Below are 21,382 nucleotides of genomic sequence, written 5' to 3'. Positions count from 1 at the left end.
TATGACTAAGACAATTTTATTTATTTCTCCGACAGGGACCCTGGATAATGGTGCTGAAATTTCTATCGTCAATTTGATGAAATTTCTAGTAGACGAAGGTTATCGTGTCTTGAATGTTTTTCCGGATTATAAAGTGCCATCTCAAGAAGAATATCGAACAGCATTGCAGAATGCAGGAATTGAAACCTATGGTCTTACAGCAGTCAAATGGTGGTGGGAAGAAGCACCAGGTGGCTCACCAGGTAATCATTTTATGCGAGTGACCTCCTACAATAAGAATATTAAAGATATTCGAAATATTATCGTAGATAACAAGGTAGACCTTGTCATCAGTAATACGGTAAATGTTTTTCAAGGCGCACTTGCTGCGGCTTTTGAGAATGTCAAACATTTTTGGTTAATCCATGAATTTCCTGAGGGAGAATTTGGTTACTATAAGGAAAAACTGGACTTTATAGATAAATTCTCAGATGACATTTTTGCTGTTACGGGCGCTTTAACAGAAGATTTGGAAAAGTATTTTCTTAACAGAAAGATTTATTCCTTTGCCCCATATACTCAAATGGATCCAAAAGAAGAGATTAAAACAGACTCAAATTTCCATAATCGTATCATTTCAGTTGGTCGTTTGACTCAGAGAAAAAATCAGCTTGAGTTGATTAAGGCCTTTCAATTACTTAATCTAGAAGGAACTGAGCTTGTATTTTTAGGGGCATGGGATGAGGACTATAAACAAATTTGTGATGATTATATTGCAGAACATCATCTGAAGTCTATTTCCTTTTTAGGACATGTAGACGATCCTTGGTCTATGATTACTGATAAGGATTTAACAGTTTTTCCATCTAGTATGGAGACGTTTGGTCTTGTTTACGTTGAGTCTGTTTTAAATGGCATTCCAACAATTTTATCTGATAATGCAGGACACAGATCTGCCTTTGAATATATGAATGAGCAAGGTCATATGTACCATTTGGGTGATTTAAAAGCATTAACAAGAACCATTTCAGATACCCTTGCTCAATTTAATAAAGAGAAACGTGAAGCAGTACAAGCTGTTCCTAGTTTGAAAGAGAGATACTCTCTTGAGAGTGTTTACGCTAATATTACTGAAAAGCTTGAGGATAATGAATTGCATCATAAAAAAGTCAATAAGTCTGACATAGATTTTCTAAATACCAAAAAAGCTCTAACAAAGAGTGTCAAATCTGCTATAAAGAAATTATTTCAGCTTAAGAAAATAAATTAAGATAGAATATAGTTTTCCATGTCTATGGATAGAGAGGCCGTTTTTTGACGGCCTTTTTGTTTTACTCTTTCTGTTCAGTCATGCAAAATACCTTCCAAAATGGTATAATAAAAGCTACTATGTATGATTCTGTGTATTTTAGAGACGTGGCGAATGGAGGTAAACTTTGAAGGATATTTTTATCATAGGTAGTCGTGGTTTACCCGCTCAGTACGGTGGCTTCGAGACATTTGTTGAGAAATTGGTCTCGCATAAGGTATCGCCTAGAATACGTTATCATGTGGCTTGCTTATCGGATGAACGTACAGGCAAGCATTTTGATTATAAGGGAACGGATTGTTTTACAGTTAATCCTCCCAAACTAGGTCCTGCGCGTGTTATAGCTTATGATATGATGGCTATCAATTATAGTTTGAAGTTTATTAAAAAAGAGGAAATTCAAGAACCGATTTTTTATATTTTAGGGAATACTATAGGTGCCTTCATCGCCTATTTCGCAAAGAAAATTCAGTCTATTGGTGGAGTTCTTTTAGTCAATCCTGACGGTTTAGAATGGAAGCGTGCTAAGTGGTCTAAACCTGTTCAAAGTTATCTCAAATACTCTGAAAAAGAAATGACAAAGTATGCAGACCTCATTATTTCTGATAATCGAGGTATTGAGACTTATATTCATGATACCTATCCGTGGTCTAATACAACTTTTATTGCTTATGGAACGGATTTATCAAAGACGACCTTGACTGCTGAGGATGCTTCTGTTCGAGATTGGTATCAAAAATGGCAAACTCAAGAAAAAGAATATTATTTGATATTAGGGCGTTTTGTTCCAGAAAATAACTATGAAACGGCGATTCGAGAGTTTATGAAGTCCTCTACAGAACGTGATCTTGTTATTATCTGTAATCATGAAGGTAATCCTTACTTTGATGAACTAAGACAGATAACAGGATTTGATAAAGATAAACGTGTGAAATTTGTGGGAACTGTCTATGATCAGGATTTGCTTAAGTATATCCGAAACCAGGCTTTCGCTTATATTCATGGACATGAAGTAGGTGGAACGAATCCAGGTTTATTAGAAGCTCTGGCTCAAACGAATCTCAACCTTATCTTTAACGTAGACTTTAACCATCAGGTTGCTCAAGAGACTGCCTTGTATTGGAACAAAGTCGATGGAAATCTGTCGGGTTTGATTGATTCTGTAAATGGTCAAGTATCATTTGAAGACTTGGGAAATGCTGCTAAAGAAAATATGAAAGAAAATTACACCTGGGAAAAAATCGTGGGTGAATACGAGGAGCTATTTTTATCATGAAAGTAACTATTCTCATGTCTACTTATAATGGCGAGAACTTTTTAGCAGAGCAAATAGAGAGTATTCAGCAACAGACTTATACTGATTGGACCTTATTAATTCGTGATGATGGTTCTAAGGATAAAACGAGAGATATTATCAAACGTTTTTCTTTGGAAGATGACCGCATTGTCTTTATCAATCCAGATCAAACTGAGAATTTAGGCGTTATAAAGAGTTTCTTTACACTTTTAAAATACCAAGAATCCGACTTTTATTTTTTCTCTGACCAGGATGATATCTGGCTTCCTGAAAAATTATACGTTCAACTTGATGAAGCTAATCGCTACCCATCTGATAAACCTCTTTTGGTCTATACTGATTTAAAAGTTGTGAATCAGGATTTAGAGGTGCTTCATGAGAGTATGATACGTACTCAGTCAGACCATGCTAACACCGAGTTGGTTCAAGAAATGACCGAAAATACTGTTACGGGTGGTGTCGCTATGATTAATCATGCTCTTGCTGAGTTATGGACTGGTAATGAGGTCTGTGAACTTTTAATGCATGATTGGTACTTAGGCTTGCTCGCTTCAGCATTTGGAAATCTAGTTTATGTTGATCAACCGACAGAACTTTACCGTCAGCATGCAGATAATGTTTTGGGTGCTAGAACTCTTCGTAAACGTATGCAAAATTGGATTCGACCTCAGACCTTATTCAATAAATACTGGAAGTTGATTAGGGCTAGTCAGAATCAGGCAGAAAATCTTCTTTCTTTGCCACTGGATGCTAAAAAGAAAGAGCTGGTTGAGAACTTTGTGACTATAATGGATCAAGGGTTAAGCGAGCGTTATCGTCGTTTGAAAACATATGGTTATCGTAAAAATAGAGCCTTTCACACCTTTGTATTTACGAGTTTGATTTTGACAAAATTCATGTATAAGGAGGACTAAATGGAATTCTTTAGTCAGAAAAATCGAGTTTTACTTAAGGAACTGATTAAAACAGATTTTAAATTACGTTATCAGGGTTCTTTTATTGGTTATCTTTGGTCTATTTTGAAACCGTTGATGATGTTTACAATTATGTATCTTGTCTTCGTTCGTTTTTTGAGATTTGATGACGGGACACCACACTATGCTGTAGGCTTGCTTCTAGCCATGATTTTTTGGAGTTTCTTTACTGAGGCTACCAATATGGGAATGCTCTCTATTGTTTCACGAGGTGATCTCTTACGTAAACTAAACTTTCCGAAGCAAACAATTGTTATCTCATCTGTACTAGGAGCTGCAATTAACTTCTTGATTAACCTAGTGGTTGTTTTTGCATTTGCCTTAATTAATCAGGTTCCGATTGGTATTAATACCTTGGTCATTATTCCTCTTTTCATGGAGGTTCTCTTAATGGCCATGGGAGTTGCTTTTATCTTGTCGGCACTCTTTGTTAAATACCGTGATATTGGTCCTGTCTGGGAAGTTGTACTTCAAGCAGGTATGTATGCGAGTCCGATTATCTATTCCATCACTTACCTTCTTCAAAGAAACCAGACGTTTGTTGCAAAGGTTATGATGCTGAATCCAATCGCTCAGATTTTACAGGATATGCGTCATTTTATCATTGACCCAGTTAACCCAAGAGGATGGGATATTATTAACAATAAATTGATTGCTTTTGTTCCTTATGCGATTCCTGTTGTGATTTTTATCATTGGTTTCCTTGTCTTTAATCGAAATGCTAAACGATTTGCGGAGATTCTATAATGTCAAATAATATTGCTGTAAAAGTAGATCATGTAAGTAAGTATTTTAAATTGCCAACTGAGGCGAGCCAGAGTCTAAGAACAACTCTTGTTAATCGCTTTAAAGGGATTAAAGGGTATACTGAGCAACATGTCTTGAAAGATATTTCTTTTGAAGTCGAAAAAGGTGATTTTTATGGAATTGTTGGACGTAATGGTTCAGGGAAATCAACGCTTCTAAAAATTATTTCTGAGATTTATGTTCCAGAAAAAGGTAAGGTTACCATTGATGGTAAGTTGGTATCTTTCATTGAGCTGGGGGTTGGATTTAACCCAGAATTGACTGGCCGTGAGAATGTCTACATGAATGGGGCTATGCTTGGTTTCTCAACAGAAGAAGTAGACGCCATGTATGATGACATTGTAGATTTCGCTGAACTTCATGACTTCATGAATCAAAAGTTGAAGAACTACTCAAGTGGTATGCAGGTTCGTCTTGCCTTTTCTGTAGCTATCAAGGCCCAAGGTGATATCCTCATCCTTGATGAAGTGTTGGCCGTGGGTGATGAGGCCTTTCAACGTAAATGTAATGATTATTTCATGGAACGTAAGCAATCTGGAAAGACAACTATCTTGGTGACCCATGACATGTCAGCGGTTAAAAAGTACTGTAATAAGGCAGTTCTGATTGAACATGGTCTAGTCAAAGTTGTTGGTGATCCTGATGAAGTTGCCAATCAATATAGCTTTGATAATGCTGCTGGTCAAAAAGTTTCAAATGATGATGTGGTGGTTGAAAATCCCAAAATCACTAATTTACAAGTTAAACTTTTGACTGAAAATATTATTAGTCCTGATCAAGATATTTCATTCGAGATTTCTTATGATGTGAATGAAGATATTGAGACCTATATTGCCTTTTCAATTACAGATATTGACCGTGGTATCTGGATTTATAATGACAATTCCTTGGACAATAAGACCAGTGGTTCAGGAAGAAAAACACTCACATATAAATGCAGTTTGGCTCATCTGAATGATATTAAGCTCAAGCTTCAAGTCTCTATAAGAGATAATGATGATCAGATGATTGCTTTTGCTGATTCAGCTAATTCACCAGTCATTCTCTTAAATCGAACAGATATTGAAGATGATGATAAGTCAGCAAAAGATTCTGCAACTGGTATGGTTCAGAGAAATGGAAAATGGGAGATTAAGGAATAAATGAAACGTCTCTTGTTGTATGTTCATTATAATAAGTACAACGAATTAAGTGGTCATGTGCTCTATCAATTAGAGCAGCTTAGACCACTTTTTTCTAAACTTATTGTGATTTCAAATAGTCAACTAACAGGGTCCACATTACAAACTCTCAAAGATCTGGGTGTAGAGAAGGTATTACAAAGAGAAAATCTAGGCTTTGATTTTGCAGCTTGGAGAGATGGTATGGCTCATGTCGGTTTTGACCATTTAACGGATTTCGATTCAGTTACACTCATGAATGATACTTGCTTTGGTCCTCTATGGGATATGACTGACTTAGTTGAAGGCTTTGAAAAACGTTCGAATGTTGACTTTTGGGGAATGACGAATTTTAGAAAAACCAAATATTTCGATGAGCATCTACAAAGTTATTTTATATCTTTCAAAAAGCATGTTGTTGCTTCAGATGCCTTTCAAAAATTTTGGACTTCTATAAAGACTTTTACCGACGTTCAAGATGTTATTGACAATTACGAAACTAAAGTTACTAGTGTTCTGGTTGAAGCAGGTTTTCATTATGATGCTGTCTTTAATACCATTGATGAAGAGGCAGAAGATTTAATTCACCCTGATTTTTCTTATTACAGACCAATAAGTACCCTTGAGCATAAGGTACCCTTTATTAAGTTGAAAGCTTTTACAGGTGATGAGAAAAAAGGAAAACTACTTTTAGATTATCTTACTAACCGATCAACTTATCCGGTGGCACTAATCAAGTCGCATCTGAACCGTTATCATTCCCCTGATAGTTTGGTATTTTTAGATGATAAGATGGTTGATTCTAACTTTAACACAATTACAAGGCTCAATTGTCGTTTAGCTATTCATGTACACATTAGTGATGTAGAGAGACTAAAAGTATTTACGGACACAAGTTTGTCTGCTTTCTACTATTTTACCCTTTCAAGCCATATCGATAGAAATGAAGTTGAGGTTATCTTATTAAATCGTTTTGAGAAAGATAGATTCCATCTTGTTTCTCAAACTTTTGAAAATCATTATCATGCTTTAGTATCTTTGGTATCTCAGCTTAGAGAGTATGACTTTGTTGGACATTTTCACACATCAGACTTTGGAAATGAAGGTCGCCTTGTTGATGAAGCTACAAGACATGCTCTAGTGGATATGCTATTAGATGAAGAGAGAGTAGTATCAATTTTTACACATTTTCCAGAGGTTGGTCTGGTGTTTGCTGATTTGTCTAAGGAACTTTATTGGACAGACTCAATCAGCACTTTAAACCATAATCAGGAACTTGACTTAAATAACCAATGTCTAAAAGCTACTAATAATTCACTCTATGTTTTCCAAGGCTCCATGTGGATGTCAAAAGATTTTTTTGGGAAAATTATACTAAAGGATAAACCCATTTTTTATCATTTTGATGAGAATGTTCTGGATTATCTCTTTTATCGAAAAGTTTGGGATGAAGGAATCGATTATCGTATAATAACTTCTGAAGCAATATCTTATGCCGAACGACATAAGGTTTATCTTATTGAGACGGAAAAGATTCCGAAACCACTGACACTCAAGGATAAGTTTTCAGCCTATCAAAAGGCCTTTTTAAGAAAAATAGGTTTAAAAAAATCCTCATCTATTTAATTTCCCCCTCCCACTTACGAATAAGTAAGTAGGAGGTTTTTTCTTATGTATAGTATTGTAGCTGAGGAGTCGGGACTTTTGCCTCGTGAGCGTCTCTTGCAGAAGGGGGCGGAGGTTTTGTCAGATCAGGAGCTGTTGGCCATAGTGCTGCGAACGGGAACTAGGTCGGAGTCGGTCTTATCTATGGCTAGTCGTATTTTGAAAGGGATGACGAGTTTGGCAGATTTGTCTCGCTTGTCTTTAAATGAACTTCAGGCCATTCCTGGTATTGGGCGTGTGAAGTCTATCGAGTTGAAGGCTATGGTGGAGCTGTCTAAGCGGATTGAGAAGGCTGAGTTGGCTCGTTCTGAGCAGATTATGTCTAGTCAGCAGGTGGCCCGTCGTATGATGTTGGATATTGGGGACAAGCCTCAGGAGCATTTGGTGGCCATTTACCTGGATACGCAGAATCGTATCATTCAGCAAAAGACGGTGTTTATTGGTGGGGTGCGTCGTTCGATTGCAGAGCCTCGTGAGATTTTGCATTATGCTTGTCATCTGATGGCAACGTCTTTAATAGTGGTTCACAATCACCCGTCTGGTGAGGCCTACCCTAGTCATAATGACATTGATTTTACGCAAAAGATCAAGCGGTCTTGCAATGACTTGGGGATTTGTCTCCTTGATCATTTGATTGTAGGCAAATCCACCTATTATTCTTTCCGAGAGGAAAGAGAGGATTTTGAGCTCTAGCAAGAGTCCCCTGATAGAAATACTATAAAAGCAACTGAGTGCAGTCTCAGTTGCTTTTATAGTTCGTTAACGACGTATTCAAAGAGTTTGAGGTCTTCTTCACGTTTGTCTAGGAGAAGCTCAGGATGCCACTGTACGCCTAAGAAGCGAAGGTTTGGCGTTTTTGACTCAACGGCTTCAACAGTGTTATCTTCAGGGTCACGCGCAATGACACGAAGGTCAGAGGCCAAGTGTTTGATGCTTTGATGGTGGAAAGAGTTAATAGAGGTTTCACAACCGTAAATGTCTGCCAACTTGCTGTGCTCTTCAATCACCATCTCGTGATAAAGATAATCCGAAGGTTTGTCTTGCCAATGATGCTCGATGTCTTGGTGGAGGCTGCCACCTAGGGCAACGTTCATGAGTTGGGTACCACGACAGATTGAAAAGATTGGTTTCTTTTGTTTGGTAGCTTCTTCAATCAGTGCCATCTCAAAGAGGTCTCGCTCAAGGAAGAAGTCATTTTCACTGGCATGATTTTCTTCGTTGTAGAATTTAGGGTCAACGTTTTGTCCACCAATGAGGATGAGTTTATCAATCATGGAGATGTAGCTCTTAGCTTCCGAAGGATCAGAAACAGGTAGAAGGATTGCTAGGCCTCCGGCTCTTTGAACCCCTTCGACAAAGCCAGTTGGGGCATAGGACCAGTTAATATCTTCATGGGCTGGGTTTGGCCTTACATTGGCTGTGATTCCGATAATAGGTTTAGTCATTACTTCTCCTTGATTTTTCTTCTTCTTTCATGAAATAGAGTAGGGTTTGTAGTTCACTAGTGAGGTCCACGTACTGGACAACCACATGGCGAGGAAGATTAAGGTTAACTGGAGAGAAGCAGAGGATGCCTTCAATACCAGCTTCAACCAAAAGATCAGCCACTTCCTGTGCCTTGATAGATGGCACTGTCAGGATGGCTGTTTTGATGTCTTCTTGGGCAATCTTATCTTTGATTTGAGAAATTCCATAGATAGGGATATTGTCCTCAGTTTGAGTGCCTACCAATTCGTTATCATCCGTGTCAAAAGCCATGACCAGCTGCATGCGGTTACGCTCTTGAAAACGATAGTGGAGAAGGGCACGCCCGACATTACCAACACCTACAAGGAGTACCTTGGTAGTCGCATTGTCATTTAGGAGTTCAGCGAAAAATGTCATCAGCTTGTTTACGTCATAACCAAAACCACGGCGACCTAGCTCACCAAAATAGGAGAAGTCACGACGAACAGTAGCAGGATCAATCCCAATCGCTTCAGCAATTTGTTTAGAGCTTGCTTTATCGATATTTTCACGATGGAATCGTTTGAAAATACGATAGTAGAGAGAGAGACGTTTGGCAGTGGCGTTTGGGATGTTTTTCTCAAATGTCATTGATCGCTTTCCTTTCTTTAATTAGTATGATTCTCTTATATTTTAAGAAAAGTTTGTGAAGATTGCAACAAAATAGTGTAGATGAGGCGATATAAAAAACCTATCACATGGATAGGCTATTTCTATGTAGTAAGAAAAAATTTATACTTCTTCTTGCTCGAAAACGTTACGATCAACCAAGCTCTGCATCAAGAAGTAGAATTTTTCTTGCAAGATGTGGTGATCTTCATTTTTAAAGATATTAACGTTACGAAGGCCAGATTTGTCTGTGATAGACAATTTGAAGCCTGTCAAGTCTTTGTTAATAGTGATTTTGAGTGGAAAACCTTCGCCTGAGTTAGGCACTTTTTCGAGAAGGCGGTGCAACTCGTAGTTTCCAATCTTATTTTGCACAAAAGTCGTATCACGTAGAGTGAATTTTTTAACATTAGGACTGATGGTGTAACGGTACTTACAGTCAGTCAAATGAATGCTTTTTTCAAATGCCATGTTAGTCTCCTATGATTTGATTAAGTTTTTCTGCTAGGGCCTGGAGTTCTTCAGCGGTATTTTCCTCTGATAAACTAATGCGAATGGCTGTTTTTAGCTTGTCAGAATCCTTGCCATAGAGGGATTGAATGACATGGCTGGGATCAACGGTTCCAGCAGTACAAGCAGAGCCTGTTGAGACAGCGAAACCAGCCAAATCTAACAGAGTTAAGAGAGGACCATTTTCCTTACCAGGAAAACTGATGTTGATAACGTGAGGTAGGCTAGGACCAGCGCTATTAATCTCGTAAGGAACGGTAAGAGCGTCTAGGAAAGTCTGACGAATTGTTTCCACATGTTGGTAATTGGCTTGGTAATTCTCGCTAGCATGCTTGTAAGCTGCGGTCATTCCTGCAATTCCGACTAGATTTTCAGTACTGGCACGGCGTTTTTCCTCTTGTTCACCACCATGGAGAAGGTTGTCAAAGTGCAAGTCATTATGATAGAGCATGCCGACACCTTTAGGTCCATGGAATTTGTGGGCGCTGATAGAGACGAAATCGGCACCGAGTTCCTCAGGGTGAATAGGAAGTTTCCCTGCAACCTGAACGGCATCCACATGGAAGGCAGCCTGGTGGTCAGCGAGTAAGTTCCCAATTTCCTTGACAGGAAGCAGTTGGCCAGTTTCGTTATTGGCATACATGACAGAAACGAGAATGGTATCGTCACGTAGAGCATCAGCGATTTGTTGTGCTGTGATAACCTGATTTTTCGGTTGAATATAGGTTACTTCAAAACCAAAGCGTTCTTCCAGATAGGCCATGGTGTGAAGTACCGAGTGGTGTTCAATGGCCGTCGTAATCAAATGTTTCCCCTTAGCTTGATTGGCGAGGGCGTAACCTTTGATTGCTGTATTGTTGCCCTCAGTCCCACCAGAAGTGAAGATAAGCTTGCGGGCAGGAACGTCGAACTGTTTGGCCATTTCCTCACGTGCTTCACGGAGTTCTTTGGAAGCTTGGCGCCCATAAGCATGAAGACTCGATGGATTTCCAAAGGTTTCAGTCATGACATGGGTCATAGCAGAGATAGCAGTGGCATTCAATGGTGTTGTCGCTGCATTGTCCAAATAAACCATAGCTTAGTCCTCGTTAGATTTATAAGCAAAGAGTGGGCTAAGTGGTTGGCGTTCAAAGATACGAGTAATAGCGTTGGCAATGAGCTTACTTGCCGAAATGTATTTAACGTTTGTAGGAACTTTTTCTTTAGTTGCAACGGAGTCTGTCACCAAAATTTCTTTGACTGGTGCAACGTTGAGGATTTCAGCAGCTCCACCTCCGAAGAGACCGTGGCTAGCTACGGCATAGATGTCTTTCACACCAGCACGTTCAAGGATTTTGGCAGCTTCGGCAAAAGTTTTACCAGTATTAAGAATATCATCAACAATGATGGCTGTTTTGCCTTCAACTTCACCGATGATATAGCCTTCTTCACGTTCAGCATCATCTTGGGCGTAGTCGATGATAGCGATTGGGGCATCAAGGTATTCTGCCAAACCACGTGCACGTTTAACACCAGAGTTTTTAGGACTAACAACGACAATATCACTACCTGTGAATCCTTTTTCGTCGTAGTATTCCGCAAATAAAGGCATCGTGAAAAGATTATCCACTGGAATGTCAAAGAAACCTTGAACTTGGACAGCGTGAAGATCAAGAGTCAAAATGCGGTTAACACCAGCTTTAACAAGCATGTTGGCAATCAATTTAGCAGTGATGGGCTCACGCGAAGCAGCGATACGGTCTTGACGTGCGTAACCAAAATAAGGCATTACCACGTTGACAGAGTTTGCACTGGCACGTTTGCAGGCATCAATCATGATTAGTAATTCCCAGAGGTAGTCGTTGACAGGTTTATTAGTAGATTGGATGATATAGATATCGTCCCCACGAACAGATTCTTCGATGTTAATCATGATTTCTCCATCAGAGAATTGACGTGAAGAAACTTTACCAAGTGGCAATCCGGTAGCCTCAGCAATTTTTTCAGCAATTTCGGGATTTGAGCTGAGAGAGAACAATTTCAATTGTGGGTTTGCTTTTTGATGTACCATGATAATGGTGACTCCTTTAATAAATAAGTGCTAAGCCCAATTAGGGCTATTATAAATTAAACTACAGATAGTTCTATTTTAGCAAAAAGCAGCAGAAATTTCAGCCATCAAACTATGATATGAACGAAAATGACGAACCTTTGGAGAAAAATTGTCTCTTGTATGCGTTTTTAGACCAAACAGTAATGGTATTTCTGGCTACTCCTTTGGTTATCAAAAAAGACAAGGCACAAACCTTGTCTCAGAAATGGAATGAATTTTTTATAGACTTACATCGTAACTAATGAGCAGATTTTTTATCAGCTATTGTTAATTAGTCTTTGTCGCGCTTGAGAGTAGCTACAAAGCGTGCTACCTTACTTTTGGCATATTTAAAGTTAATGTTATTTTCTTTAAGAAAGGCATCGAAGTCATCTTTGCCTTTTTCGGCATCCAAAACTTCCAACTCCAGTTCATAGTCTTTCTTGTCAGCGTAAACATTGACATCAAGGGCCATAAGCCCAATGTTGGTCTGGTATTCACGACGAGTTGTGGTTAAATGCCCGAGAACGGTCAAGTCCTCTAACTTAACCCCACGCTCCAGAAGAATGGACTTGATTTGGCAATCGGGAAAGTCTAGTGACTTGGTCATAGCCTTAGCCTCTGCACAATCCATGGTGACGTTGTACTCCATGTTTCCAACCTTCTCAGGAATTTTCAGAGTCAGTTCTCCGTGAGTCGGGAGCGTTCGGATGCGTAAAGACAATTTTTTGCTCTTCATATCACCCTGAATGGTGTCAATGTAATAGTTTGTTTGTGTAACAGGTGTTACATGGGAGAAAAGCATAGCCAAACGATTATACTCATCTTTGGTGAGTAGAGTTTTGTACTCTATCTCTAAATGGTTCATGTGTGTCCCTCCCTCGTCCTTTAAATATGGTATAATATAACAGATTGTTTTTATTTTATAAAAAACTAAAGCTTTTGACAAGGAGGAGTCCTATCTTGACCATGGATTGGGAAGAATTTTTAGACCCCTATATTCAGGCCGTAGGTGAGCTCAAGATTAAGCTCCGAGGCATTCGTAAACAATTTCGTAAGAAAAATCGTCATTCGCCCATTGAATTTGTGACGGGCCGTGTGAAGTCAGTGGCTTCCATTGAGGAAAAAATTGCCCTACGTGGCCTGTCTATTGAGAATTTGGCCAAGGAAATGCAAGATATTGCTGGACTGCGTATTATGGTCCAATTTGTCGATGATGTGGATGAGGTTTTGGCTTTGCTTCGTCATCGTAGTGATATGACCATAGTCTCGGAGCGTGATTATATTAGGAACCGTAAACATTCGGGTTATCGTTCTTATCATGTTATCGTGTCTTATCCTGTTGATACCATTGATGGCCGTAAGGAAATCCTTGCAGAAATTCAAATTCGGACTTTGGCCATGAACTTTTGGGCCACTATTGAACATTCCCTTAATTATAAATATCAGGGAAATTTTCCAGAGGAGATTAAACTCCGCTTGGAAAATACGGCACGCATGGCCTATCAGCTTGATGAAGAGATGCGTAAGATACGTGATGATATTCGAGATGCTCAGTTGCTCTTTGATCCAATCAACAGAACTTTGAAAGATAGTGTAGGAAATAGTGATGACACAGATGAAGACCTTTTCGGATGAGATGAAGGTGGCTATTATTGCTAATGGCAAGCCCCAGAGTAGGCGTGTTGCCTCAAAACTTTTTAATGCCTTTCGAGACGATCCTGATTTTTATTTAACCAAGAAAAATCCTGATGTGGTCATCTCTATCGGTGGTGATGGCATGTTGCTATCAGCCTTTCATATGTATGAAAAAGAGCTTGCTCGTGTGCGTTTTGTTGGCATTCATACGGGGCATTTGGGATTTTATACAGATTATTTAGATGGTGAGGTTGAGCAGTTGATTGAGACCTTGCGTAAGGATCGTGGCGACAAGATTTCTTACCCGCTCTTAAATGTCAAGCTAACCCTGGCTGATGGCCGTTCCTTTACATCAATTGCCCTCAATGAAGCAGCTATTAAACGTAATGAAAAAACTATGGCAGCTGATGTCTGCCTAAATGACATCTTATTTGAGAGCTTCCGTGGGGATGGACTGTCTGTAGCAACACCGACAGGTTCGACTGCCTACAATAAATCCTTGGGTGGTGCAGTTCTTCATCCCACTATTGAGGCCCTGCAATTGACTGAGATTGCCAGTCTTAATAACCGTGTTTACCGTACCTTGGGCAGTCCACTTATTGTTCCTAAGAATGAGAAAATTACCGTTTATCCTACCCGAATGGGGAGCTACACGCTTTCGGTCGATAATAAAACCTACACTAATCGTAATGTGCAAAAGGTAGAGTTCTCAATTGACCAGCGTAAGATTTCCTTTGTGGCTAGTGCCAGTCATACCAGTTTCTGGGAGCGTGTACGTGATTCCTTTATCGGAGACATGGAAGAATGAGATATGAATTTACTGTGGGACGTTCCTGCCGAGTAAAGACTTTTTTGAAGGAGCATGATGTTTCCAAAGGACTTTTGGCTAAGATTAAGTTTGAGGGCGGTCATATCTGGGTCAATGGTGAGGAGCAGTTTGCGACCTACCCTGTTCATGAGGGAGATGTGGTCGCTATAGAGATTCCTGATGAGGAACCACATGATACCTTAACTCCCATCCCGTTTGACTTGGATATTGTCTATGAAGATGATAACTTCTTGGTGGTGAACAAGCCATATGGTTATGCTAGTATTCCAAGTGTCAATCATGACAACACCATGGCTAATTTTGTTAAATATCACTTTGTTAGCAATGATTATCCCAATCAGCGAGTGCATATTGTGACACGTCTGGACAAGGACACGTCTGGACTTATGCTTTTTGCCAAGCATGGTTATGCCCATGCACGTATGGATAAGCAGTTGCAGCAGAAGTCCATTAAGAAGCACTACTATGCCTTGGTGGAGGGTGATACTAAACTTGAGGAACAGGGAGAAATCATTGCACCCATTGCGCGTGATGTGGATTCCATCATCACACGTCGGGTCCATAAATCAGGGAAATATGCTCATACCAGTTATCGTTTGGTAGGTGATTATGGGCGAGTTAAGTTGGTTGATATTAACCTTCATACTGGACGGACGCACCAGATTCGTGTGCATTTTGCTCATTTGGGCCTTCCTCTTTTGGGAGATGACCTTTATGGGGGCTCTCTAGATTATGGGATTGAACGTCAGGCCTTGCATTGTCACCGTCTTGCTTTTGTCAATCCCTTTACCAAGAAAGAGATGGTCTTTGCGTCTTCCTTGACAGATGACTTTGAAACCGTTATCATGGACTTACAAACTAAAAAGATTGATTGAGGAGTATTTATGCGTAGTCTATTTGGTGAACTTCGTGAACGTATTTTAGGAAAGAACATTAAGATTGTTTTTCCTGAGGGTAATGACGACCGTGTGGTTCGTGCAGCCGCCCGTTTGAAATTTGAAGGATTGGTGGATCCTATTATCTTGGGAGACCCAGCTGAGGTTCACAAAATCTTGAATGATCTTGGTTTTGCAGATTTTAACTATACGATTATTAATCCTGAAACCTATGAAGGTCTTGAGGAAATGAAGGAAAAATTTGTTGAAATCCGTAAAGGAAAAGCGACAATTGAAGATGCGGACAAGTTGCTTCGTGATGTTAACTATTTTGGTGTTATGTTAGTGAAACTTGGTCTTGCTGATGGTATGGTTTCAGGTGCTATTCACTCAACAGCCGATACAGTACGTCCTGCCCTTCAAGTTATCAAGACAAAACCAGGCATTTCACGTACTTCAGGTGTTTTCCTTATGAACCGTGAAAACACTAACCAACGTTTGGTTTTTGCTGACTGTGCTATTAACATTGATCCAAACGCTCAAGAACTGGCAGAAATTGCTGTTAATACTGCTGATACAGCTGCCATTTTCGGGCTTGATCCTAAAGTGGCCATGCTTAGCTTCTCAACAAAAGGTTCTGCCAAATCACCAAAAGTGGATAAGGTTGTTGAAGCAACAGCTCTTGCTAAGGAGATGCGTCCTGACTTGGCTATTGATGGTGAGTTGCAGTTTGATGCAGCCTTTGTTCCAGCAACAGCAGCTATTAAGGCACCAGACAGTGACGTAGCAGGACAAGCTAATGTCTTTGTCTTCCCAGGTTTGCAGGCTGGTAATATTGGCTATAAGATTGCCCAACGTTTGGGAATGTTCGAAGCTATTGGGCCAATCTTGCAAGGTCTCAATAAACCAGTTAACGACCTTTCTCGTGGTGCTAGTGCCGAAGACATTTACAATCTAGCGATTATCACAGCTGCTCAAGCACTTAATAATTAAAAGTAATGATAAAAGGAGGTCTGGCCGAGTGGCTGGGCCTTTTTATGCAACTTTTGTGATTAAAAATAAATCAACTTAAACTAAAGGAAATCCTTTATTGATAAGGAATCGCAGTGGTTTTCATGTTTACAGATATTATCGAATTGTACAAAAGATTCTGATAATAACTGTTCTTTTTGATTATTTATGCTATAATGAAGCTGTAAAAAATTTTATATTTTGGAGAAATCTTATGAAAAAAAGTAAATGGTTAGCCTTAGCAGGCGTTGCCGTCCTTAGTGTTGGTATTTTGGCGGCTTGTTCATCTAAGTCTAGTACTAGTGGTACTACTTATGGTTACGTTTACAGTTCAGACCCTGAAACTTTGGATTACATTACCTCAAATACAGGACCTACAACAACTGCTGTGACAAATGGTGTTGATGGTCTTATGGAAACAGATAAATATGGTAATCTTGTACCTTCAGTGGCTGAAGATTGGTCTGTCTCTCAAGATGGTCTAACCTACACTTATAAAATCCGTAAAGGGGTTAAATGGTATACCTCTGATGGTGAAGAGTACGCTGATGTTACAGCTAAAGACTTTGTAACTGGTCTTAAGCATGCGGCAGACTCGAAAGCCGGTGCTCTCTATTTGGTTCAAGATTCTATTGCTGGTTTGTCTGATTACTTATCAGGTGCTGATAAAGATTTCTCAAAGGTTGGTGTTAAGGCAATTGATGACCATACCTTGCAATATACACTTAAACGACCAGAGCCATACTGGAACTCTAAGACAACTTATGGTTTGCTTTTCCCAGTCAATGCAGACTTCCTTAAGACTAAAGGAAAAGATTTCGGTAAGTCAACAGACCCAACCTCTATCCTATACAACGGTCCATTCCTTCTCAAATCTTTGACAGCTAAATCATCAATTGAGTTGACTAAGAATGAAAACTACTGGGATAAGAAGAACGTTCACTTTGATGCTATCAAATTGACGTATGATGATGGTTCTGATCCAGAATCTTTGGAACGTAGTTTCACTGATGGTGCTTATAGTATTGCTCGTGTCTACCCAATGAGCTCTAACTATGCATCTGTCGAAAAGAAATATAAAGATAATATCTACTATACAGCAGCTGGTGCGTCAACGTCAGCTATGAGTGTTAATATTGACCGTCAAAGTTACAAATACACTTCTAAAAAGACTGACGCTGAAAAGACCTCTACGAAAAAAGCTCTTTTGAATAAAGACTTCCGTCAAGCAATTAACTTCGCTATTGACCGTACGGTATATCAATCACAAGTCAATGGTAAGGATGGAGCAGCTAAAGCCATTCGAAATCTCTTTGTTCCTTCTGATTTTGTGAGTGCAGGTGATAAGACCTTTGGAGATCTTGTTACTGAAAAGATGAGTTCATATGGTGATGAGTGGTCAGGCGTCAACTTTGCTGATGGTCAAGATGGTCTCTACAATGCTGAAAAAGCTAAAACTGAGTTTAGTAAGGCTAAAGAAGCTCTCCAAGGAGAAGGTGTTCAATTCCCAATCCACTTGGACCTTCCAGTTGACCAAAGTTCTAAACTTAATGTTGCCCAAGCGCAATCTTTGAAACAAACCATTGAAAAATCATTGGGAAGTGACAATGTGGTGATTGATATCAACCAATTGTCATCTGATGATATGCAAAATGCAACCCTTAATGCGCCAAATGCGGCTGCAGAAGATTGGGATATTTCAAATGGTGTTGTTTGGAGTCCAGACTATCAAGACCCATCAACTTATCTTAATATCTTTAAGACAACATCAAATGAAAACACTAAGACCTTCATGGGATATGATAACCCAAATAATGCGGCAGCAGCCCAAGTAGGACTTAAAGATTATGATGCCTTGCTTGACTCAGCAGATTCTGAAACAACAGATCTCAATGTACGTTATGATCGTTATGCTCAAGCTCAAGCTTGGTTAGAAGATAGTTCACTTGTCATTCCTTTGACGGTTGGTAACGGTGCAGCTCCAGTTGTCTCACGTTTGACACCATTTACAGGTTCATATACTCAAGTGGGTGATAAGAGTTCAGGTGACTACTTCAAATATGTTAAACCACAAGAAAAAGTAGTTACTAAGAAAGAATATGAACAAAGTCGTGAAAAATGGCTTAAAGAAAAGAAAGTATCTAACGAAAAAGCTCAAAAAGATCTTGCCAAACACGTTAAATAATGCAATGGAAAGAGGCGCGAGCCTTTTTCTTTTGGCCAAAGATCTATCAAAATACCTTTGAAAGTAGCTATCAATTGTGAGAAAGAAGGCATAAGACAAAATATTCTGAAAATTGCTGTTATTTCGATTTTTATGGTATAATGGTGACATAACTATGATTTTTTGGAGAATGCTTATGAAAAAAAGAAGATAGTGCGTTACGAATGCTAAACAGAAAGACAAGCAAGGTTGTGGGGAGGTCATCCTCAGGCTACTTTGGTGAATCAGAGTGTCCTACCAGCGCATGCTTGATTGATAACAGACTCTGGTGACTACTCAAGTAGGAGCTGAGGGTTCTGGCAGATGTTCACGCATCTTGAACCTAAAAAAGCTGTTGTCACTAAGAAAAATGATGATAAAGCCCGTGAAAACTGGTTTAAAGAAAAGTCTAAGTCCAACGAACACGCTCAAAAAATCATGAGAATGACGTTAAATAAAAGGACGATAGAACTTTCTCATTTGATTGGGAAAGTTCTTTTGGAGTTAAAGGAAGAGACATGAAAAAATACATTTTATTGAGAACCCTTCGTTCTCTATTGTCAATATTTGTCGTGACGGCCTTGACCTACACCATTATTTATACCATGGTGCCGAGGCGTCTGATTTTCAGACAGGACCCTAACTACAACAAGATTGCAAAGACAGCCGATTCGAAGGCTAACTATGAAAATACAATCTATGAGCGAATGGGTTATATTGATTACTATGACACCAAGGAATTGCAGGAAAAAGCAAGCTCGCTTGATAAGTCTGTAACGACTAAACCAACCAAGGCCAATAAGGCTATCTACCAAAAATATGTGGATAGTTTGGGACGTGGCTGGCATTTGCAGCAGTTTAAGGAAAGTAAGCAATTTTATGCGACACGTGATGTGCCAGTACTTGAACGTGTATTTGGCTTCTATAAGCACCTCTTTGAATTTGACAATACTGGATGGGTGAAAGATAAAACAAATCCTAACTTGAAACGTTACATTCGAATTGAAAATGATCCCGCTATTGGTTGGTCAGTGGTTGGTTCAGGGACTAAGCATAAATATCTGCTTTACTTTAATGGTCAGTTCCCATTTGTTCACCAAAACTTTGTGAAGATGAACCTTGGTACGTCTTACCCAACCTATGCTGATCAGGGTGTCCTTGATGTCATTACGCAGGGCCAAGGACAAACCTTAACAACTGATGTGAATTTCCCAACGGGTAAAAAGCCATCTTCAGTGGATATTTACTCTCGTACCTATAAATCACCAAGTCAGGCTGACGAAAGAGACCGTTCTTTGTTTGGCAATGATCCTTATACAGCAACGAAAAGTCATTACCAGTATCCATCAATGGTGACAAGCTCTGCTATTGCTGGATTGATTGGACTAGTCTTGTCTTATGCTTTGGCGATTCCATTAGGGTCATACATGGCCCGCTTAAAGAACACCCTCTTTGATAGTGTGTCAACAGGTATTTTGACCTTCTTGCTTTCTCTACCAACTATTGCCTTGGTTTATATCATTCGATTGATTGGTTCTGAAATTGGGCTTCCGGATTCCTTCCCAATCTTGGGTGCAGGTGACTGGCGTTCTTATGTCTTGCCATCTGTTATTCTTGGACTCTTGTCAACGCCAGGACTTGCCATTTGGATTCGTCGTTATATGATTGATTTACAATCTCAAGACTTCGTTCGTTTTGCACGCGCCAAAGGGTTGTCAGAAAAAGAAATTTCAAACAAACACATTTTCAAAAATGCGATGGTATCCTTGGTTTCAGGAATTCCAGCATCTATCGTAAGTGTTATCACCGGAGCTACCTTGACAGAAACTATTTTTGCCTATCCTGGTATGGGTAAAATGTTGATTGACTCTGTTCGTGCTTCAAATAATGCTATGGTTGTGGGTCTGGTGTTTATTTTCACAGCCCTCACCATCTTCTCATTGCTTGTGGGTGATATCCTTATGACAGTGATTGACCCACGTATCAAATTGACATCTAAAGGAGGTAAATAATGGCTTCAATTGATAAAAGTAAGTTCCAATTTGTAAAGCGCGATGATTTTGCCTCTGAAACAATTGATGCACCGGCTTATTCTTATTGGAAATCGGTGATGCGTCAGTTCCTTAAAAAGAAATCAACAGTAGTCATGTTGGGTATCTTGATTGCCATTGTTTTGATGAGTTTTATCTACCCGATGTTTTCAAAATTTGATTTCAATGATGTCTCAAAAGTTAATGATTTTAGTTTACGTTATGTCCATCCTAATGCTCAATACTGGTTTGGTACCGATAGTAATGGTAAGTCTCTATTCGACAGTGTTTGGTTTGGTGCGCGTAATTCAATTCTTATCGCTGTCATTGCTACCTTCCTTAATGTTGTTATTGGTTTGCTTGTGGGTGCTGTTTGGGGGATTTCTAAGACCTTCGATATGGTTATGATGGAAATCTACAACATCATCTCAAATATTCCTGACCTCCTTGTGGTTATTGTCTTGACTTATTCATTGGGTGCTGGTTTCTGGAATATGATTTTTGCCATGACTGTGACGGGTTGGATTGGGATTGCCTATAGTATCCGTATTCAAATCATGCGTTACCGTGATTTGGAGTATAACTTGGCTTCCCGTACACTGGGAACACCAACGGCAAAGATTGTGGTTAAAAATATCATGCCTCAGTTGGTGTCAGTTATCGTGACCATGGCTAGTCAGCTCTTGCCAGGATTCATCTCTTATGAGGCCTTCCTTTCCTACTTTGGTTTGGGGCTTCCCGTTACAACGCCTAGTCTGGGTCGTTTGATTTCAGACTATGCTCAAAACGTTACGGTCAATGCTTATCTCTTCTGGATTCCATTGACAACCTTGATTCTCGTTTCTCTTGCCCTCTTTATTGTTGGTCAAAACTTAGCGGATGCTAGTGACCCACGTACGCATAGATAGG

At 39.5% G+C, this 21,382-nt stretch carries 20 protein-coding genes; 14 read left to right on the top strand and 6 right to left on the bottom strand.

The window, feature by feature from the left end; translation table 11 throughout:
• The first annotated feature begins 1 nt into the window (after position 1).
• The 7 genes from PCY14_RS00305 to radC all read left to right on the top strand — a co-directional run bounded on the left by PCY14_RS00305 (position 2) and on the right by radC (position 7,884).
• Complete coding sequence (locus PCY14_RS00305) at positions 2 to 1,249, top strand: glycosyltransferase family 4 protein (RefSeq protein ID WP_021146228.1); 1,248 nt, start codon at positions 2 to 4, stop codon at positions 1,247 to 1,249.
• 166 nt (positions 1,250 to 1,415) lie between these two features.
• Complete coding sequence (cps2T, locus tag PCY14_RS00300) at positions 1,416 to 2,564, top strand: beta 1-4 rhamnosyltransferase Cps2T (RefSeq protein WP_021146227.1); 1,149 nt, start codon at positions 1,416 to 1,418, stop codon at positions 2,562 to 2,564.
• Positions 2,561 to 3,499 (top strand): glycosyltransferase family 2 protein, encoded by a 939-nt coding sequence (locus PCY14_RS00295; protein WP_060934258.1) that lies wholly within the window; start codon positions 2,561 to 2,563, stop codon positions 3,497 to 3,499. Before cps2T ends, PCY14_RS00295 begins: the two co-directional genes overlap by 4 nt.
• Positions 3,500 to 4,306, top strand: a complete 807-nt coding sequence (locus tag PCY14_RS00290) for an ABC transporter permease (RefSeq protein WP_021146225.1) — start codon at positions 3,500 to 3,502, stop codon at positions 4,304 to 4,306. It abuts the gene before it with no gap.
• Complete coding sequence (locus PCY14_RS00285; RefSeq protein WP_021146224.1) at positions 4,306 to 5,508, top strand: polysaccharide ABC transporter ATP-binding protein; 1,203 nt, start codon at positions 4,306 to 4,308, stop codon at positions 5,506 to 5,508. Before PCY14_RS00290 ends, PCY14_RS00285 begins: the two co-directional genes overlap by 1 nt.
• Positions 5,509 to 7,152: a rhamnan synthesis F family protein gene (locus PCY14_RS00280; RefSeq protein WP_021146223.1), complete on the top strand. Its 1,644-nt coding sequence runs from the start codon at positions 5,509 to 5,511 to the stop codon at positions 7,150 to 7,152.
• 45 nt (positions 7,153 to 7,197) lie between these two features.
• On the top strand, positions 7,198 to 7,884 hold the full coding sequence (gene radC, locus PCY14_RS00275; RefSeq protein WP_008535178.1) for a DNA repair protein RadC: 687 nt from the start codon (positions 7,198 to 7,200) through the stop codon (positions 7,882 to 7,884).
• Positions 7,885 to 7,940: 56 nt separating this feature from the next.
• Here the strand turns inward: radC and PCY14_RS00270 are convergent, their stop codons facing one another.
• The 6 genes from PCY14_RS00270 to PCY14_RS00245 form a co-directional block, all read right to left on the bottom strand.
• Positions 7,941 to 8,636, bottom strand: a complete 696-nt coding sequence (locus PCY14_RS00270) for a gamma-glutamyl-gamma-aminobutyrate hydrolase family protein (protein WP_301363016.1) — start codon at positions 8,634 to 8,636, stop codon at positions 7,941 to 7,943.
• A complete protein-coding gene (locus tag PCY14_RS00265) occupies positions 8,629 to 9,288 on the bottom strand; it encodes a redox-sensing transcriptional repressor Rex (RefSeq protein ID WP_021146221.1) in 660 nt (219 codons plus the stop codon). Before PCY14_RS00265 ends, PCY14_RS00270 begins: the two co-directional genes overlap by 8 nt.
• Positions 9,289 to 9,429: 141 nt before the next feature.
• The gene (locus PCY14_RS00260) at positions 9,430 to 9,777 is read right to left on the bottom strand and encodes a DUF1831 domain-containing protein (RefSeq protein ID WP_002884733.1); all 348 of its coding nucleotides are present in this window, start codon (positions 9,775 to 9,777) and stop codon (positions 9,430 to 9,432) included.
• Position 9,778: 1 nt separating this feature from the next.
• Positions 9,779 to 10,891, bottom strand: coding sequence for a cysteine desulfurase family protein (locus PCY14_RS00255; protein WP_021152361.1), 1,113 nt, complete (start codon positions 10,889 to 10,891; stop codon positions 9,779 to 9,781).
• A gap of 3 nt (positions 10,892 to 10,894) precedes the next feature.
• Complete coding sequence (locus PCY14_RS00250; RefSeq protein WP_293936597.1) at positions 10,895 to 11,866, bottom strand: ribose-phosphate diphosphokinase; 972 nt, start codon at positions 11,864 to 11,866, stop codon at positions 10,895 to 10,897.
• A 313-nt stretch (positions 11,867 to 12,179) separates the two neighbouring features.
• Positions 12,180 to 12,755: a CYTH domain-containing protein gene (locus PCY14_RS00245; RefSeq protein ID WP_008535174.1), complete on the bottom strand. Its 576-nt coding sequence runs from the start codon at positions 12,753 to 12,755 to the stop codon at positions 12,180 to 12,182.
• Between the two features lie 95 nt (positions 12,756 to 12,850).
• Between PCY14_RS00245 and PCY14_RS00240 the strand changes: the two genes are divergently transcribed.
• The 7 genes from PCY14_RS00240 (at position 12,851) to oppC (ending at position 21,381) form a co-directional block, all read left to right on the top strand.
• The gene (locus PCY14_RS00240) at positions 12,851 to 13,525 is read left to right on the top strand and encodes a GTP pyrophosphokinase family protein (protein ID WP_021152357.1); all 675 of its coding nucleotides are present in this window, start codon (positions 12,851 to 12,853) and stop codon (positions 13,523 to 13,525) included.
• Positions 13,497 to 14,333: an NAD kinase gene (locus tag PCY14_RS00235; protein WP_037613475.1), complete on the top strand. Its 837-nt coding sequence runs from the start codon at positions 13,497 to 13,499 to the stop codon at positions 14,331 to 14,333. The genes PCY14_RS00240 and PCY14_RS00235 overlap by 29 nt, the downstream gene beginning before the upstream one ends.
• Complete coding sequence (locus tag PCY14_RS00230) at positions 14,330 to 15,229, top strand: RluA family pseudouridine synthase (RefSeq protein ID WP_301363015.1); 900 nt, start codon at positions 14,330 to 14,332, stop codon at positions 15,227 to 15,229. Before PCY14_RS00235 ends, PCY14_RS00230 begins: the two co-directional genes overlap by 4 nt.
• 9 nt (positions 15,230 to 15,238) lie before the next feature.
• On the top strand, positions 15,239 to 16,222 hold the full coding sequence (pta, locus tag PCY14_RS00225; RefSeq protein ID WP_002889407.1) for a phosphate acetyltransferase: 984 nt from the start codon (positions 15,239 to 15,241) through the stop codon (positions 16,220 to 16,222).
• Between the two features lie 232 nt (positions 16,223 to 16,454).
• Positions 16,455 to 18,425, top strand: coding sequence for a peptide ABC transporter substrate-binding protein (locus PCY14_RS00220; RefSeq protein WP_021152353.1), 1,971 nt, complete (start codon positions 16,455 to 16,457; stop codon positions 18,423 to 18,425).
• A gap of 536 nt (positions 18,426 to 18,961) precedes the next feature.
• A complete protein-coding gene (locus PCY14_RS00215; RefSeq protein ID WP_002889404.1) occupies positions 18,962 to 20,455 on the top strand; it encodes an ABC transporter permease in 1,494 nt (497 codons plus the stop codon).
• Positions 20,455 to 21,381 carry an oligopeptide ABC transporter permease OppC gene (gene oppC / locus PCY14_RS00210; RefSeq protein ID WP_008535160.1) on the top strand — a complete coding sequence of 309 codons (927 nt, stop codon included), beginning with the start codon at positions 20,455 to 20,457 and terminating at the stop codon, positions 21,379 to 21,381. The genes PCY14_RS00215 and oppC overlap by 1 nt, the downstream gene beginning before the upstream one ends.
• Position 21,382: the final 1 nt, after the last annotated feature.

Origin of the sequence: Streptococcus sp. SV2 (assembly GCF_030440175.1) — a bacterium.
Classification (GTDB): Bacteria; Bacillota; Bacilli; order Lactobacillales; family Streptococcaceae; genus Streptococcus; species Streptococcus raffinosi.
The sequence above is the reverse complement of the archived record's forward strand: the minus strand, read 5'-3'. Positions and strand labels throughout refer to the sequence as shown.